The 14,479-nt window shown below is 65.9% G+C and carries 17 protein-coding genes and 1 pseudogene; 8 read left to right on the forward strand and 10 right to left on the reverse strand.

The window, feature by feature from the left end; translation table 11 throughout:
* A pseudogene (locus BN1119_RS20110) lies at positions 1–551 on the reverse strand (helix-turn-helix domain-containing protein); the annotation flags it as partial.
* 230 nt (positions 552–781) lie between these two features.
* Here BN1119_RS20110 and BN1119_RS12865 point away from each other — a divergent pair.
* On the forward strand, positions 782–1,672 hold the full coding sequence (locus BN1119_RS12865) for a DMT family transporter (protein ID WP_041998508.1): 891 nt from the start codon (positions 782–784) through the stop codon (positions 1,670–1,672).
* Between the two features lie 66 nt (positions 1,673–1,738).
* On the forward strand, positions 1,739–2,587 hold the full coding sequence (locus BN1119_RS12870) for a LysR family transcriptional regulator (protein WP_041998510.1): 849 nt from the start codon (positions 1,739–1,741) through the stop codon (positions 2,585–2,587).
* A gap of 278 nt (positions 2,588–2,865) precedes the next feature.
* Here BN1119_RS12870 and BN1119_RS12875 read toward each other — a convergent pair whose 3' ends face one another.
* Both BN1119_RS12875 and BN1119_RS12880 read right to left on the reverse strand, forming a co-directional pair.
* Positions 2,866–3,645: a TSUP family transporter gene (locus BN1119_RS12875; protein ID WP_041998512.1), complete on the reverse strand. Its 780-nt coding sequence runs from the start codon at positions 3,643–3,645 to the stop codon at positions 2,866–2,868.
* A 190-nt stretch (positions 3,646–3,835) separates the two neighbouring features.
* A complete protein-coding gene (locus tag BN1119_RS12880; RefSeq protein WP_041998515.1) occupies positions 3,836–4,630 on the reverse strand; it encodes a tRNA-uridine aminocarboxypropyltransferase in 795 nt (264 codons plus the stop codon).
* Positions 4,631–4,774: 144 nt separating this feature from the next.
* Between BN1119_RS12880 and BN1119_RS12885 the strand changes: the two genes are divergently transcribed.
* Positions 4,775–5,209, forward strand: coding sequence for a VOC family protein (locus BN1119_RS12885; RefSeq protein ID WP_041998517.1), 435 nt, complete (start codon positions 4,775–4,777; stop codon positions 5,207–5,209).
* Between the two features lie 57 nt (positions 5,210–5,266).
* Here the strand turns inward: BN1119_RS12885 and BN1119_RS12890 are convergent, their stop codons facing one another.
* Positions 5,267–6,253: a D-alanine--D-alanine ligase gene (locus BN1119_RS12890; protein ID WP_041998519.1), complete on the reverse strand. Its 987-nt coding sequence runs from the start codon at positions 6,251–6,253 to the stop codon at positions 5,267–5,269.
* Positions 6,254–6,440: 187 nt separating this feature from the next.
* Positions 6,441–7,049 (reverse strand): 2OG-Fe(II) oxygenase, encoded by a 609-nt coding sequence (locus BN1119_RS12895; protein ID WP_209434916.1) that lies wholly within the window; start codon positions 7,047–7,049, stop codon positions 6,441–6,443.
* Between the two features lie 212 nt (positions 7,050–7,261).
* Here BN1119_RS12895 and BN1119_RS12900 point away from each other — a divergent pair, with 212 nt between their 5' ends.
* The gene (locus BN1119_RS12900) at positions 7,262–7,738 is read left to right on the forward strand and encodes a glutathione peroxidase (protein ID WP_041998521.1); all 477 of its coding nucleotides are present in this window, start codon (positions 7,262–7,264) and stop codon (positions 7,736–7,738) included.
* A gap of 254 nt (positions 7,739–7,992) precedes the next feature.
* On the forward strand, positions 7,993–9,375 hold the full coding sequence (locus BN1119_RS12905) for a DEAD/DEAH box helicase (protein ID WP_041998524.1): 1,383 nt from the start codon (positions 7,993–7,995) through the stop codon (positions 9,373–9,375).
* A 67-nt stretch (positions 9,376–9,442) separates the two neighbouring features.
* Here BN1119_RS12905 and BN1119_RS12910 read toward each other — a convergent pair whose 3' ends face one another.
* From BN1119_RS12910 to BN1119_RS12925, 4 genes are all read right to left on the reverse strand, one after another.
* Complete coding sequence (locus BN1119_RS12910) at positions 9,443–9,880, reverse strand: GNAT family N-acetyltransferase (RefSeq protein ID WP_041998528.1); 438 nt, start codon at positions 9,878–9,880, stop codon at positions 9,443–9,445.
* Between the two features lie 7 nt (positions 9,881–9,887).
* Positions 9,888–10,376, reverse strand: coding sequence for a GNAT family N-acetyltransferase (locus tag BN1119_RS12915; RefSeq protein WP_041998530.1), 489 nt, complete (start codon positions 10,374–10,376; stop codon positions 9,888–9,890).
* A gap of 31 nt (positions 10,377–10,407) precedes the next feature.
* A complete protein-coding gene (locus BN1119_RS12920; RefSeq protein ID WP_041998533.1) occupies positions 10,408–10,740 on the reverse strand; it encodes a YnfA family protein in 333 nt (110 codons plus the stop codon).
* Positions 10,741–10,869: 129 nt separating this feature from the next.
* On the reverse strand, positions 10,870–11,715 hold the full coding sequence (locus tag BN1119_RS12925) for a DUF5718 family protein (protein WP_041998536.1): 846 nt from the start codon (positions 11,713–11,715) through the stop codon (positions 10,870–10,872).
* A 286-nt stretch (positions 11,716–12,001) separates the two neighbouring features.
* Here BN1119_RS12925 and BN1119_RS12930 point away from each other — a divergent pair, with 286 nt between their 5' ends.
* The 3 genes from BN1119_RS12930 to BN1119_RS12940 all read left to right on the forward strand — a co-directional run bounded on the left by BN1119_RS12930 (position 12,002) and on the right by BN1119_RS12940 (position 13,518).
* Positions 12,002–12,400 (forward strand): NUDIX hydrolase, encoded by a 399-nt coding sequence (locus BN1119_RS12930; RefSeq protein WP_041998539.1) that lies wholly within the window; start codon positions 12,002–12,004, stop codon positions 12,398–12,400.
* 134 nt (positions 12,401–12,534) lie between these two features.
* Positions 12,535–13,110, forward strand: a complete 576-nt coding sequence (locus tag BN1119_RS12935; RefSeq protein ID WP_084205459.1) for a GNAT family N-acetyltransferase — start codon at positions 12,535–12,537, stop codon at positions 13,108–13,110.
* Between the two features lie 114 nt (positions 13,111–13,224).
* Positions 13,225–13,518: an antibiotic biosynthesis monooxygenase family protein gene (locus tag BN1119_RS12940; protein WP_041998542.1), complete on the forward strand. Its 294-nt coding sequence runs from the start codon at positions 13,225–13,227 to the stop codon at positions 13,516–13,518.
* A gap of 38 nt (positions 13,519–13,556) precedes the next feature.
* Here the strand turns inward: BN1119_RS12940 and pdxY are convergent, their stop codons facing one another.
* The gene (gene pdxY, locus BN1119_RS12945; RefSeq protein ID WP_041998544.1) at positions 13,557–14,432 is read right to left on the reverse strand and encodes a pyridoxal kinase PdxY; all 876 of its coding nucleotides are present in this window, start codon (positions 14,430–14,432) and stop codon (positions 13,557–13,559) included.
* Positions 14,433–14,479: the final 47 nt, after the last annotated feature.

A 14,479-nucleotide genomic window follows, 5' to 3' on the forward strand; every position in this document is an offset into this window, starting at 1 on the left:
ACCGCCGGCGCCAGTCCCCCCTTGGGCAGCACCAGGGCGGGGGCCTCCCGGGTGTGGCGGGCGAAGGTGTGCAACAGCAGGGCGTTGCACAGCTCCCCCAGGGCCAGCCGGTTGCCCTCCTCCTGCCAGTCGAGGCGCGCCAGTCGGTTGGCCAGGGTCATCAGCACGGCGTCGTCGATGAAGGTCTTGTCGTCGAGGGCGAGGTGGCGCCCCTCCCTGTCACACCCCTCCTCGGCGATGCGCGTCAGGTGAGCCGGACTGAAGTAGAGGTGGAAGAAGCGAAACTCCTCGCGCACCAGCCACTCCGAGCCGTGATGATCCGGCATCAGGCAGATCTTGCCCGCCCCGCCGTGGCCGCCAGGGCCGTCGAGGCGCTCGGTCTGCTCGCCCCCCTCCAGGTAGACGCTCAGGGTGTGGTGGCCTGGCCTGTGATAACGGGTCTGATCGAAACAGTTGCGCCAGCTCGCCAACCCGAGTCCGGGTTCGAGCCAGCGGCTCGCCTCGAGCCGCGCCCCCGTGCTCACCAGTGCCTCGAATACCCCTGCCGTCATCTCGCCTCCTCCATGTTGCCTCTTCCCTGCCGGGGGCCTAGGTGCAGCCCTTGTCCCGCTGTCCCAGTCTACCCCCGGCCCGGGCCAGATGGCAGCAACCACGCCGCCCCCAGACAAAAAAACCGCAAGATCCTGTAACCCCAGAGCCGAGGGAGGCGGTCATGCTAGGACCATCGGGTGCCGAGTCGCCCCGAGCACCCGCTTCTCTTTGTCGCTTCGAGGAACACATGATGAATCTGACGCTCTACCTCGCCACCGTGCTCATCTGGGGCAGCACCTGGATCGCCATCGCCTGGCAGCTCGGCCCCGTCCCCATCGAGGTCTCTGTGCTCTACCGCTTCGCCCTGGCGGCGCTGGCCCTGTTTGCCCTGCTCACGGTGAGCGGCAAGTTTCCCCGCCTGCCGAGGCAGGGACAGGGTTACGCCGCCCTGCTGGGGGCCCTGCTCTTTTCCACCAACTTCCTCTGTTTTTATCATGCCACCCAATATATCCCGAGCGGCCTCTCGGCCGTGGTATTCGCCTGCGCCAGCATCTTCAACGGCCTCAATCTCTGGCTGTTCGAGGGGCAAAAGCCGAGCCGTCAATGGCTGCACGGCTCCCTGATGGGGCTGGTCGGCACCCTGCTGCTGTTCTGGCCCTCCCTGGCCTCGAGCGAGCTGGGGGCCCAGGCCTGGAAGGGGCTCGCCTTGGCCTGCGCCGGTACCCTCTGCTTTTCCCTCGGCAACCTGGTCTCGGCCCGGGGCCAGCGCCGCGGCTTCACCGTGCTGCAGATGGTGCCCTGGGGCATGGTGTACGGGGTCGTGCTGCTGCTGGGCTGGGTGCAGCTGCTGGGGCAGGAGCTGGTGTGGCCCCAGGATGGCCGCTACTGGGGCGCCCTCCTCTATCTGGCACTGTTTGGTTCCGTCATCGCCTTCACCGCCTATCTGACCCTGGTGGGACGCATTGGGGCCAGCAAGGCGGCCTATGCCACCGTGCTCTTCCCCCTGGTGGCCCTGGGGCTCTCCACCCTGTTCGAGGGATTTGTCTGGCAACCCGTCTCCATGGTCGGCATGGCGGTCTGCCTGCTGGGCAACCTGGTGATCTTCGGCCTCCCCAGACGCCTTGGGCCACAAGCGGCCTGAGGTCCTTGCCTCCCGCGCCGCGAGTCCCTAAGGTGGGGGCCACGGATCTTCGGGAGGCACCACATCATGTTACTGGAAGGGCTGGATACCCTGTTTCTGCTGGCGAGCGAGGGCACCATGGGCAAGGTGGCCAGCCGCCTCTATATCAGTCAGTCGGCGGTGAGCAAGCGCATCCATCAGCTGGAGCTGCGCCTTGGCAAGAAGCTGATCGAACCCGATGGCCGCCAGACACGGCTCACCCCCCAGGCCCACGAGTTGCTGGCGCGTCTGGGCCCCACCCTGGCCGAGATGAAGGGGCTGCTGGCGGACAGCCAGACCCTGACCGATGCCCATCCCCTGCCCATCGCCTGCTCGGAGACGCTGCTGGCCGGTTATCTGGCTCCCTTCATGGCCGCCTATCTGCGCCAGGATCCCTATCTGCAGATCTCCACCCACCACACCCCGGTGATCCTGGCCCGGGTACGGGCCGGTGAGGCCCTGCTCGGCATCTGCGCCGGACGCCTGCCCCCCGGTCATGGCCTGTGCGCCGAGCTGCTGCGGGACGAACCCTTCTATCTGGTGGGGGATGAGGCGCCGGCCGGGCCCGGGGCCAGCCTGCTCACCATGGATCTGGAGAACCCGGTCAACCGCTACCTGGTGGCGCCTCTGGCCGAACTCGGCCTGACGCCCCGCATGCAGCTCGACTCCTACCTGGCCCTGATCGAGCTGGCCAGGGCGGGCATGGGGCCTGTGATGCTGCCCCAGGGGCTGCTGGCCCTGGTCGGCGAGCAGGGCCGGCGGGCCAAGCCACTACCCGGCATCAGCCGCCCCCTTCACCTTATCTATCGCCCCAGCAGCCTGAAACGGGAGCGGGCCACCCGGCTGGTGCAGGCCCTGCTCCATCACTTCGCCGCCCTGGCCCCGCCCAGCCCATGAGCCGCCCCCTTCACCTTATCTATCGCCCCAGCAGTCTGAAACGGGAGCGGGCCACTCGGCTGGTGCAGGCCCTGCTCCATCACTTCGCCGCCATGGCCCCGCCCAGCCCATGAGCCGCCCCCTTCACCTTATCTATCGCCCCAGCAGTCTGAAACGGGAGCGGGCCACCCGGCTGGTGCAGGCCCTGCTCCATCACTTCGCCGCCCTGGCCCCGCCCAGCCCATGAGCCGGCTTCTGACCACCCAGCACAGGAGACGGGCCTAAGGGCAGGAACACCCTCAGGGCAGCCAGGCAAACAGCGCGGGGTACTGGCTCCACACCAGCTTGGCGGACATCAGCAGGGAGACGGTGACCAGCAGGGGCTTGATCAGCTTGACCCCCTTGGCCAGCACCAGCCGGGAGCCGACCCGGGCGCCGATGAACTGGCCCAGGGCCATGGACAGGCCGACGCTCCACACCACCTTGCCGCCGAGGGCGAAGAACAGCAGGGAGGCGATGTTGGAGGTGAAGTTGAGCAGCTTGGTGTGGGCCGTGGCCCGCGCCATGCCAAACCCGGCCAGGGCGACGAAGCCGATGGCGAAAAACGAGCCGGTACCCGGGCCGAAGAAGCCGTCATAGAAGCCGACCCCGCCCCCCACCAGCAGGGCAAATGGCAGAGCAGATAGTCTGCGCTGGCTCTCGGCATCGCTCACCCTGGGGGAGAAATAGAAGTAGCAGGCAAAGGCCATCAGCAGGAAGGGGAGCAGCCGCTCCAGGATGGCGGCGTCTATGGTCTGCACCGCCAGGGAGCCGATCGCCGCCCCGATGAAGGTACAGATCACCGCGGGCCAGATGATGGGCCACTCGATGAGCCCGCGACGGGCGTAGAACCAGGTGGCGGAGAAGGAGCCGAAACTGCTCTGCAACTTGTTGGTGCCGAGCACCAGGGCGGGGGGCATGCCGGTGGCCAGCAGGGCCGGTACCGTCAGCAGGCCGCCGCCACCGGCGATGGCATCGATGAAACCGGCGATCAGGGCGACGCCAAACAGCAGGATCAGGGTGGTGAGCTCAAACTCCATTTGTACCTCGGGCAGACAGAAAAGTGCTGTGCCCCTGCCCCCCGCGAAGGGAAGGCAGGAGCCGGATGCAGCTATCCTAAGGGGGCGTCACTCATTCGCATAACGAAACAATGGCAGTCAATCAATTCCCGATTTTCATCATTCCCGTTTCTGCCATAGCCAGCTTCGCCATGGGCCACCCCGGCAGCCATCAGCCTGTCTGCGCCGACGGCTCCGCCTGGGTTGATTCCTCCTTTTCATCATTTTCCGTACCACGACAGAGGAAGGGCAGCAGCGCCCCTTGCAGGGCGGCATCCTCCTCCCCCGGCCAGCGATTGACTCGCCCGGCCATGTAACGGCTGCTGAACAGGTTGAACCAGAGCTGCAGCCCCAGGCCAGCCCGGGCCTCTCCCGCCACCTCCAGTACGCAGGCCGCCACCTCGGCGGTGCAGAGCTGATGCTCCCTGGGGGCCACCCGCATGCCGTAGGTGGAGAGGCTTTCGGGGCGCACCGCCAGCACGGGCAGGCCATCGAGATAAGGGCTCTTGTTGAACATCTTGCGCGCCTCGGGCCAGGTACCGTCCAGCAGGATGAAGAGGGGGCGCTTGCCCGGCGCGGGCAGGAGCTGCTCGGTCAGGCGCGCCGGCGCCTTCTCGCAGGCGGGGAAGACCACATAGGGCTGCCAGGCGGGATCGGCCAGGAGCCCCAGCAACTCGGCATGGGGTTCGGTGCGGGACCAGAGATAGGCCCAGGTGTTGCGGGGCAGCACGTCGGCGATGAGGCGCCCTGTGTTGGAGGGCTTCATGGGCTCGCTGTCATACATCAGCAGGCAGAACCCCGCCTCGGCCTTGAGCTCGGGGCGCCAGTCACAGGCGCACCAGTCCCGGCGCAGCTGGCAGGCCTCGCAGCGGGGCACGCTGCCGCCGCGGGCGAGGAAGGGGCGAGTGGAGACGCTCTTGCGCCACACCCGCAGGCGATTGACGGCGTGATCGGGGATTGGCTTCATGGGGACTCGGGACGGTTAGGCGCATTGGGGGCCGAGATTGTAGCGAGGGGGCCGCAAGGCGGCAAGGGCTCCCGGGCGCCCCGAAAGCCTCTCTATACTCAGGGACGCGGCCGCCCCCCGGCGGCCCCTGGACAGGAGCAGGAGATGACCGAACAACGCAATGAGGAGGCCAGGGCCCACGCCCTGGCCGAAGGATCCACCTTCACCTGGCACGAGCTCTATGTGGCCGACGGCGAGGCCGCCGTGCGCTTTTACGCCCAGGTGCTCGACTGGGAGAGCCAGCACCTGGAGATGGAAGGGGACAGCTACCCCATGCTGGTGGCCAATGGCCGCCCCATCGCCGGGGTGCAAGCCACCCGGGACAACCTCCAGATGGCTGGCGTGCCGCCCCACTGGGCCATCTATGTCGCCGTGGATGACGTGGATGCCAGGCTCGCCAGGGTGACGGAGCACGGCGGCAGCATAGTGGTGCCCGCCATGGACATCCCCACCGTCGGGCGCATGGCACTCATCGCCGACCCGCAGGGAGCCCACCTCTGGCTGTTCACTCCCTTTTCCGGGAAGTGCCAGCAAGCCTGAAAACGACAGAGGGGCCCACAGGGCCCCTCGCTTGTCGATGTGCCGGGTTGGCACTCCTCAGACGGGGCGCAGATTCTGCTCGAGGAAGGTCGCGAAGCTGTGACCGTGATGGGCCAGCAGTTTCGGGAACATGGAGATGGAGGTCATGCCCGGGAAGGTGTTGATCTCGTTGAGCAATATCTCGCCCTCTTCGGTCAGGAAGAAGTCGATGCGCGACAGATGGGTCAGTTTCAGCTGGCGGAACGCCTTGAGGGAGTATGCCTGGATGGCATCGGCCTGGGCCTGGGTCAGCCCCTCGGCACGCAGCGCAGTCTCGGTATGGCTGGCGGCGCTGTATTTCTCCTCATAGGTGTAGAACTTGTCCTGGGGCACGCAGATCTCCCCGGGATAGGTGGCCACCAGCTCGTCGCCATACTGGTAGACCGCCACTTCCAGCTCGCGGGGCCTGACCGCCTTTTCGATCAATACCTGCTCGGAGTAACCGAAGGCATCCTTGATCCCCTGCTCCAGCTCGGCGTCGTTGCTGGCGGCATAGCAACCCACCGACGAGCCCTGGCAGGCCGCCTTGATGAAGACCTTGCCCCACTTGGCCAGCGCGGCTCTCGCCTCGCTCATGGCTGCCTCGCCCTGCTCGGTCAGGAACAGATAGGGGGTATTGGGGATGCCGATGGCGGAGAGCCACAGCTTGGTGCTGATCTTGTTGAAGCAGATCTTGCTCGCCTCGGCGTCGCAGCCAAGATAAGGCAGCCCCGCCAGCTCGAGGAAGGATTGCAGATCGCCGGTCTCGCCCGGGTAACCGTGGATGCAGGGCACCACGTAATCCACCGGCCGCGCCACGCTGTCGAACGAGAGCAGCTTGTCCAGCCCCAGCTTGCACTCGCGGCCGTCGGCACTGAGCCAGCGGTCGGCAAACATCTCGACCCGGGTCACCTCGACCCCAGGCAAGAGACCAAGCTGTTGTTCGAGGAAATTGGCACTGCGCAGAGAGACTTCGTGCTCGGCGCCACCGCCGCCGCACAGCAGCAAGACATGCATCTTCTTCATTGATTGGGATCCCTTGGGAGAAGCGGCCCCGTCATCCTCGGTGGCGAACAGGAAACCAGCCACCGGACGTAAGCCAAGTGCGGCCAGTGTAGCAAGGGGGATCCCGCCTTGTCAGCTGATGGCAGGCCCCTCCCCCCACTGGGACCCGAAAAAAGGGTCCCCTGTGACAGATCTTTGAACAAAGACCTCAGCGAGGGGGATCGACCCGACCCAGGCCGGTGCCATTGACCCGAAACCAGCCGGCGATGCTGTAGCGCTCCTCCCGGGCGGGGAGCACCTCGTGGGGGAACTCCTCAGACAGAAACAGCACCAGGCGCCCCCCCATCGGCGAGACATCCATCAGGTGCTGCTCACCGTCGTCATAGACCCGCAGCAGGCCGCCATCGGCGGGCTGCCAATCCTGGTTGAGGTAGAAGACTGAGGTGAGGCGACGGTTGGATCGCCCGGCGAAGGCATCCCTGTGGGTGGCGTAGAAATCCCCGGGCCGGTAGCGGGCAAAATGGGCCTCATAGTCGAACAGCCCCAGCATCAACAGGCGATTGGCGGCGATACGCAGGGACTCCATGCGCGCCAGATAATCCGCCACCGGCGCCCCCAGCTCGGCATCGAGCCAATGGATCTGATCCCGGCGAATGTCGGCATTGCCCTGATGCAGCCCCTCACGACCGATCCCGGCCGGTTGCCATGCCTCCGGCAGGCAGGCCCGCAGGGCCGCCACCTCAGCGGGGGAGAGAAAATCATCCACTATCGCCCAACCCCGGGCGTAGATGGCATCCATGACGGCGTTGTGATCCAAGGAAGTGGCTCGAAAAAGGGTGGTGGCGCTTTTTATCTGCTTTCAAGAGGGCCCACAAACCGGATTGCAACTCGATACGAGCCCCAGCATCGATATTGCCACCCCCTCCCCTTGCCCTGCCCTGCCGACTCGGCTAGCGTTGCCTCAAGGCCCTGCCGTGCATCGCCTGTCACTTGTCACTCATCATCCATGCCCCACCAAGAGCGAGCCCCATGACCCTGACCACACTGCGCCTCACCCGCCTCGACGGCACCGAGTACCCCCATGACCTGCTGCAAGACAGGGTCATTCTGGTGGTCAACGTCGCCAGTCGCTGCGGCTTTACGCCCCAATACACCGGCCTTGAGGCGCTCCATCGCGAATTTGGCCCCAGGGGACTCACCATCCTCGGCTTCCCCTGCAACCAGTTTGGCGCCCAGGAGCCCGGGGACGCCCAGGAGATAGCCCGCTTCTGCTCCCTGGACTACCCGGTCAGCTTCCCCATCATGGCCAAGTGCGAGGTCAACGGTCCCCAGGCCCACCCCCTCTACCGCTGGCTCAAGGCCGAGCAGCCAGGCTTGCTCGGCTCCGAGGCCATCAAGTGGAACTTCACCAAGTTTCTCATCAACCGTCAGGGGCAGGTGGTGGCCCGCTACGCCCCCCAGACCCGGCCCCAGGCCCTGGCAGCCGACATCCAGGCCCTGCTCTGAGCCCAGCGCCTCCCCTTGCCCCGGCCCCTGACGACACCTTGTCGGCCGGGCGCCGTGATGGCGGCTGCCCTTGGCCGTGATTTCTGCTATATTGTGCGCCCACACAGGCCCGAGCCCCCAGGCTCCGGCCCTTTGTGTTTCTCGGTGGCTCATCTCACGGCGTCACCGTCATTGCCGTTTCTTCGGGGTGGATGGCGCGCCGCGCCGATCGCACCCCTTGAGCCAAGGCTCAATGCCAGGAGTTTCTCTCGAACATGTCATTCAATGAACTGGGTCTGTCACCGCACATACTGCGGGCCGTCAAGGAGCTGGGTTACGAACAGCCCACCCCCATCCAGCAGCAAGCCATCCCGGCCATCCTGGCCGGTCAGGATGTGCTGGGCGGCGCCCAGACAGGCACAGGCAAGACGGCCGGTTTCACCCTGCCCATGCTCCATCGGCTGCTGGCCAACCACGGCCGCGGCGGTCGCCGCCAGGTGCGCGCCCTGGTGCTGACCCCGACCCGGGAGCTGGCCGCCCAGGTGGGCGAGAGCATCATCAAATATGCCCACCACCTGCCGTTTCGCACCCTGATCGCCTACGGCGGTGTCAGCATCAAGCCGAACCTGGACGCCATCAAGCTCGGCGTCGACATCCTGGTCGCCACCCCGGGCCGTTTGCTGGATCTGCTGACCCAGGGGGCCCTGACCCTGACCCAGCTGGAAGTGCTGGTGCTGGACGAAGCGGATCGCATGCTCGACATGGGCTTTATCACCGACATTCGCCGCATCATGAAGGCGCTGCCGGACACCCGCCAGACCCTGCTCTTCTCCGCCACCTTCTCAAGCGACATCAAGGCGCTGGCGGACGATCTGCTCAGGGAGCCCACCCTCATCGAGGTGGATCCCAGCAACACGGCCGCCGATCAGGTGACCCAGCGCATCATCCAGGTCGATCGGGAACGTCGCCGCGAGCTGCTCTCCCACATGATTGGCCGCGGCAACTGGCAGCGGGTGCTGGTGTTCGTGCGCACCAAGCAGATTGCCGACCGCCTCGCCCAGCAGATGCAGAAGGATGGTCTCAATACGGTGGCCATTCACGGTGACAAGAGCCAGGGTGCCCGCAACCGGGCGCTGGCGGATTTTCGTGAGGGCAAGGTGCGGGTGCTGGTCGCCACCGACATCGCCGCTCGCGGCCTGGACATCGATCAACTGCCCCATGTGATCAACTTCGAGCTGCCCCAGATGGCGGAGGATTACATCCACCGCATCGGCCGCACCGGCCGTGCCGGCCGTGGTGGCGAGGCCATCTCCCTGGTGAGCCAGGACGAGCTGGGCCAGCTCAAGGATATCGAGGCGCTGATCGGCCAATCCCTGCAGGTGGAGATCCTGGACGGGTACGAGCCGAGCGGCAAGCCGAGCCGTCAGACCCTGCCCGGCAGCAAGCCGGTGCAAAACCCGCCCCGCGCTCGCGGCCATGCCAACGCCAAAGGGGGCAAGGGCAAACCCGCCGCCGGCAAGGGCAAGAGCGAAGGCAGCAAGAAGCCAGCCCCAGCCCGCAAGCGGGAAGTGGTGGGCGAAGACATCGGCTTCACCCCCATGCGCCGCCTGCCCAAGGCCCAGCGTGGCGACTTTCAGGACAACTCCAACGAGGAGTGAGACTGCGCGAGCCCTGCGTCCTGAACAACAAAAAACCGCCCGAGGGCGGTTTTTTACTGGGCCTGTGTCACTGGCCTGTCAGTGCCATATGCAGCAACGGATAAGGCTTGCCCTGCCCGTCTTGCGCCGAGCGGCCCACCACCTCGAAGCCCAGGCGGCGATAAAAGCCGAGGGCCGGCTCATTTTGCTCGTTGACGTCCACCCGGCTCGCCCCCAGACGGTGGACGGCATCGGCCACCAGCAGGCGACCAATCCCGCGCCCGTGCGCCTCGGGGTCGACAAAGAGCATCTCGATATTGCCCTCGTGTACCCCGCAAAAACCGGTTATCCCCTCCCTGTCACGGGCGCAGGTGAGGGTCACCGCATCGAAGTAGTGGGCCAGGATGAGCTCGCGCAGGCTCGCTATCTCCTCCTCTGGCAAGAAATGGTGAGTGCCGCGCACCGACGCCTCCCAAAGCGCGATCAGGGTCGGATAATCCCCGCGCCCTGCCTGTTCCAGTCTCATCGTCTGTTCACTCTATAGCTCCATGGTGCCGAGCCTGTCCAGCCGCCATGGCGTCGGCCTGCTTGATGACAAAACCCTTCTCGATGCCCGCCTTGAAGCCCAGCTTTTCATAGAGGCGGTGGGCCTCGTCTCGCCCCTCCCCCGACAGCAGCATCACCTTGTAACAATCCAGCTCCCAGGCCAGGGAGAGCGCCTGTTCAAGCACCTTCTGGCTCAACCCCTGGCGCCGAAACGCAGAGGCCGTCACCACATGCTCTATGATGGCAAAGGGCCTGCCGCCGTTGGTCAGGGTCGGGATCACCCCGAGCTGGCAGGTGGCGGCGAGCTGGCCCGCCACCTCGGCCACCAGGATCCGCACCCCGGGCGCGGCCAGCAGCTGACTGAGCGCCGTCCTCGCCACCGATGCCGTCAACACGGGATCCCGGGGCCTGAGCTCGGCGTAAAGGGTGAGCAAGCCCGCCAGATCCTGCTCCCTGCACTCTCTGATCACCACCATGGCAATCCTCCTGATCTTCTGGCCCCTCGCCCTATGCGGATCTGGGGGCAAACATGATGATGGCCATGCCGAGCAAGGCCACCCCGGAACCGACCCAGTCCCAGAGGGTGGGTCTGATGCCATCCACCGCCCAGAGCCAGAGGATGGCGACGAAGACATAGACGCCGCCATAGGCGGCATAGACACGGCCGGCGGCGGTGGGATGCAGGGAGAGCAGCCAGGAAAAGAGGGCCAGGCTCAATCCCGCCGGCAGCAGCAGCCAGACGCTGCGCCCCTGGGTCAGCCACAGATAGGGCAGATAGCAGCCGACGATCTCGGCCACTGCTGTGATCAGAAACAAGCCGATCGTTTTGAACTCCAGCATCATGGGTCTCTAACAAGGGGGCGACAAGGGCTGAATGTTAAAACAACCCATTGGGGTATGTCAGCACTGCGACGGCGCAGGCCAGGAGGAAGGAGAGCCTTCCCCCACGGGCGCGGGGGAAGGGAGGCGTCAACGGACCCTGACCGCCTGCAGCAGGGCAGAGACATCCGGGCCAAAGGTTCGGCTGCCAATGGCCTCGCGAATATCCGCTTCGTCGTAACGGCTGGCGGGGTAGACCAGCACGCAGGCGGTGTCGCCGGGCATGAGGAAGTGAGTCTCGCCAAAGGGGGTATAACGGGTGGCGCCTATGCTTATGAGGGCGTGGGCCGGGCGCCCCGCCTGGGCCAGCAGCCCCTGGATATGCTCGGCCGGGCCTTCGTCCTGCTGATGGTTGAACTTGTCGATGGCCCACGCCAGCAACTGACCGTGGAAGTAGCTGTAGTCCACCGCCGCGCTGTCGACGCCATAGGGGTGCAGCTCCCCGTCCCGCTCCAGATAGCAGGCGATGCGGTAGTCATCAAGCTCGCAACCCGGGGCAAAGTGGGTCAGGGGCAGCAGGTTCGCGGCCAGCCCCTTGCTCTGCTCCCCCCAGTTCTTCTTCTCGCTGATCTTTTTGGCATTGGGGCGACGGATGGAGCAGTCATTGTAGGCGCCAAACGCCCTGGGATGGATGGCCACCACCTGCTCCCCCGCGTACTCCAGCTCGCACCAGAGTGCCACCTCGGGTTCAATCTGCACCTTCTCGTCCCCGCTCACCGCCGCCTCCGGCAGCAAGATGGCCTCGCCGCTCAAGGGAAAGACCCCGAGCTGGCCCGGATGGTTCGGCACATAGAAGGGGAACAGCGCCTTGGGGGCGACCTTGTCGTCAACCTTGACGGCGACGAAGTCCGCCGCCTCGCCGGCCTGCTCCAGATGGCCGGCGAAGTTGCCCGCCACCCCGAGTCCGATGAACTTGCTCTGTGCTGTGACTCGCATCTCTCTACATCCTCTCTTGTCGCACCCGGGAAATTCACGACCATGACGCCGGGCAACTACCGCTAAAGTGGCAGGAATTAAACCACAGCAGCCGGGCCCCGCCCAGTGCGGGGACCCCATCCTGTGCGCCAGGGCGAACTTTGAGCACTCTCCGGCGGCGCCCCCTGCCCGGAAACACACTGTTTCCAGCCGGCCCCCGTCTTCCCCTTGGGCCGGTGCGCCAACTTTGTTAGGCTGCCCCTCATCCCCTGCCCCCATGGGCATCATGACTCAAGAGGAAAAGGCCATGACCCAGATAGACAAGCTCGCCTGGTTGGCAATCCGGGATCGCCGCTTGCTGTGCGTGCGCTCCCACGGCAAGACGCTCTTTTATATCCCGGGCGGCAAGCGCGACCCCGGCGAGAGCGATCAGGCGGCGCTGCTGCGGGAAATCACCGAGGAGCTGACCGTGCGCCTCTCCCCCGCCTCCCTGCGCCTGGCGGGGGATTTCGAAGCCCAGGCCGATGGCAAGCAGGCGGGCGTCAGGGTGCGGCTGCGCTGCTTCTTTGGCGAGGGAGAGGGCACGCCCACCCCGGCCGCCGAGATTGCCGAGCTGGCCTGGCTCACGAGCCAGGATAGCCATCGCCTCTCCCCCTCCGCCGCCCTGGTGATGGCCTGGTTGCGGCAGCAGGATCTGATCGACTGACCTTGACCGCCCATCCTGGGCAAGGGCGCGCCTCCCTCGACAAGGGGAAGAGTGGCTTGTTATAACTGGCGTTTCCCGACGCGACGCGGCGCGCCATTGTGCGCCCCCAGCCACCACAGCCAAGGAGAGCATGGATGCCCGACCCCTCCTCAACCAGGACGATACCTGCCCAGCATAGCCACCCGGCCGCCCCCTGCCGCTGCGTGCCCCTGACCACCCTGACCGAATACGAGCCCGCCCTGATCCGGCTGCTGCAGGAGGTGGTCGCCGATGGCGCCTCCATCGGCTTTCTGCCGCCCCTGTCCGAGCAAGCAGCCAGGCGCTATTGGCAAGGGGTCGAGCAGGATCTGCAAGGGGGGCGTCGGCTCTGGCTGGCCCTGGCAGCAGCCGAGCAGGGAGGCGCCGTGCTCGGCACGGTGCAGCTCTCCCTGTGCACCAAGGCCAACGGCCGCCACAGGGCCGAGGTGGAGAAGCTCATGGTCTCCCCCACGGCCCGGGGGCTGGGGACAGGCCGCGCCCTGATGGCCGCCATGGAACAAGGGGCCCGGGAGGCCGGGCGCACCCTGCTGGTGCTGGACACCCGGGTCGGCGACATCGCCTCCACCCTCTACCGCAAGCTGGGCTACCTGGCGGCGGGACAGATCCCGGATTTTGCAATCAATGACGATGGCAGCCTGGCGGCGACCCAGTTCTTCTACAAGCCGCTCTGAGGGGCGAGAAGCCCAAAGGCCCGACGCAACAAGGCCAGCCCCGAGGCTGGCCTTGTTTATTGGCGCACTCACTGCTCAAATGGCCCCTTCATCCGAAGACGACAAGGAGCCCTCATGATATTGGAAGTCGCCCCGCTGCAGATCATCCCGGGCCAGGCTGCCGCCTTCGAGCAGGCATTCGCGCAGGCCCAGCGCATCATCAGCACCCTGCCCGGTTACGCCGGCCACCAGCTGCAACGCTCACTGACCGACTCACACCGCTACCTGTTGCTGGTCAACTGGCAACGGCTCGAGGATCATACCCAGGGCTTTCGCGGCTCCCCCCAGTACCAGGAGTGGAAGGCGCTGCTCCATCACTTCTACGATCCCTTCCCCACCGTGGAGCATTTTCAGGCGGTAGAACCTTGATCAGCCAAGGATGAGCTTGGTAGATCACGGTTGCGGCATCAGGCCAGCTCGCCTGCCAGGCGCTCGGCCCTGTGGACTATCCGGGGGTCGGTGAAAGCCTCCTGGGCCGCGATCAGCTGCAACTCGTAGGCATCCGCCTGCCAGGTGTGACGCAGCACGGCGTCCACCGCGGCATTGGTGCGCTCAAACGCCGCCACCCCATCAAACCCCGCCTGCAGGTTGGCCAGCATCAGGGCGCTGATGAGATCCCCCACCCCCACCGGCTGGCGGGCAAACTCGTAGAGCGGCCGGGCGATGAGATAATCCCCCTCGGGGGTGGCCAGCAGCATCTCGAAACGGCCTGGATCGCTGGCGGCGCGCCCCAGGTGCTTGACCAGCACCATCTTCACCCCCTTGTCCAGCAACTGGTGGGCGGCGGCCCGGGTCTGGGCCAGGGTCGTCAGGCGGCAATCGCACAGGGTTTCCAGCTCCAGCAGGTTGGGGGCCAGGATGTCCGCCACCGGCAGCGCCTGCTCGGTGAGAAAACGGGTCACGCCGGGGGCGACGATGCATCCCTTCTCCGGGTGGCCCATCACGGGATCGCAAAAATAGATGGCCGCCGGATTGGCCGCCTTGACCGCCGCGACCACCGCCAGGATCTCGCTCCCCTGCTCCGCCGATCCCAGGTAGCCGCTCAGTACCGCATCGCAGTGCCCCAGCACCTCGATATCCATCAGCCCCTGGCAAAGGGCGCTGATATGGCCGGCGGGCATCGCCATCCCCTGCCAGCCCGCCGCGTACTGGGTGTGATTGGAAAACTGCACCGTGTTGACGGGCCAGACCTCCATGCCGAGACGGCGCATGGGAAAGACGGCGGCGCTGTTGCCGGCACAGCCAAATACCACGTGGGACTGGATAGAGAGAATTCGCTTCATGGCAAGACTCGAAGAGAGAGAAGAAGAGGGCGCAATATAACGGATGC

It is taken from the genome of Aeromonas bivalvium (assembly GCF_000819765.1).
GTDB lineage: Bacteria > Pseudomonadota > Gammaproteobacteria > Enterobacterales > Aeromonadaceae > Aeromonas > Aeromonas bivalvium.

Excerpts from the sequence above, each read along its gene's own strand:
- BN1119_RS12940 (WP_041998542.1), top strand. The coding sequence starts at position 13,225 with ATGATATTGGAAGTCGCCCCGCTGCAGATCATCCCGGGCCAGGCTGCC.
- BN1119_RS12920 (WP_041998533.1), bottom strand. The coding sequence starts at position 10,740 with ATGCTGGAGTTCAAAACGATCGGCTTGTTTCTGATCACAGCAGTGGCC.
- BN1119_RS12875 (WP_041998512.1), bottom strand. The coding sequence starts at position 3,645 with ATGGAGTTTGAGCTCACCACCCTGATCCTGCTGTTTGGCGTCGCCCTG.
- BN1119_RS12915 (WP_041998530.1), bottom strand. The coding sequence starts at position 10,376 with ATGGTGGTGATCAGAGAGTGCAGGGAGCAGGATCTGGCGGGCTTGCTC.
- BN1119_RS12905 (WP_041998524.1), top strand. The coding sequence starts at position 7,993 with ATGTCATTCAATGAACTGGGTCTGTCACCGCACATACTGCGGGCCGTC.
- BN1119_RS12910 (WP_041998528.1), bottom strand. The coding sequence starts at position 9,880 with ATGAGACTGGAACAGGCAGGGCGCGGGGATTATCCGACCCTGATCGCG.
- BN1119_RS12880 (WP_041998515.1), bottom strand. The coding sequence starts at position 4,630 with ATGAAGCCAATCCCCGATCACGCCGTCAATCGCCTGCGGGTGTGGCGC.
- pdxY (WP_041998544.1), bottom strand. The coding sequence starts at position 14,432 with ATGAAGCGAATTCTCTCTATCCAGTCCCACGTGGTATTTGGCTGTGCC.
- BN1119_RS12930 (WP_041998539.1), top strand. The coding sequence starts at position 12,002 with ATGACCCAGATAGACAAGCTCGCCTGGTTGGCAATCCGGGATCGCCGC.
- BN1119_RS12925 (WP_041998536.1), bottom strand. The coding sequence starts at position 11,715 with ATGCGAGTCACAGCACAGAGCAAGTTCATCGGACTCGGGGTGGCGGGC.
- BN1119_RS12890 (WP_041998519.1), bottom strand. The coding sequence starts at position 6,253 with ATGAAGAAGATGCATGTCTTGCTGCTGTGCGGCGGCGGTGGCGCCGAG.
- BN1119_RS12935 (WP_084205459.1), top strand. The coding sequence starts at position 12,535 with ATGCCCGACCCCTCCTCAACCAGGACGATACCTGCCCAGCATAGCCAC.
- BN1119_RS12865 (WP_041998508.1), top strand. The coding sequence starts at position 782 with ATGAATCTGACGCTCTACCTCGCCACCGTGCTCATCTGGGGCAGCACC.
- BN1119_RS12900 (WP_041998521.1), top strand. The coding sequence starts at position 7,262 with ATGACCCTGACCACACTGCGCCTCACCCGCCTCGACGGCACCGAGTAC.
- BN1119_RS12870 (WP_041998510.1), top strand. The coding sequence starts at position 1,739 with ATGTTACTGGAAGGGCTGGATACCCTGTTTCTGCTGGCGAGCGAGGGC.
- BN1119_RS12885 (WP_041998517.1), top strand. The coding sequence starts at position 4,775 with ATGACCGAACAACGCAATGAGGAGGCCAGGGCCCACGCCCTGGCCGAA.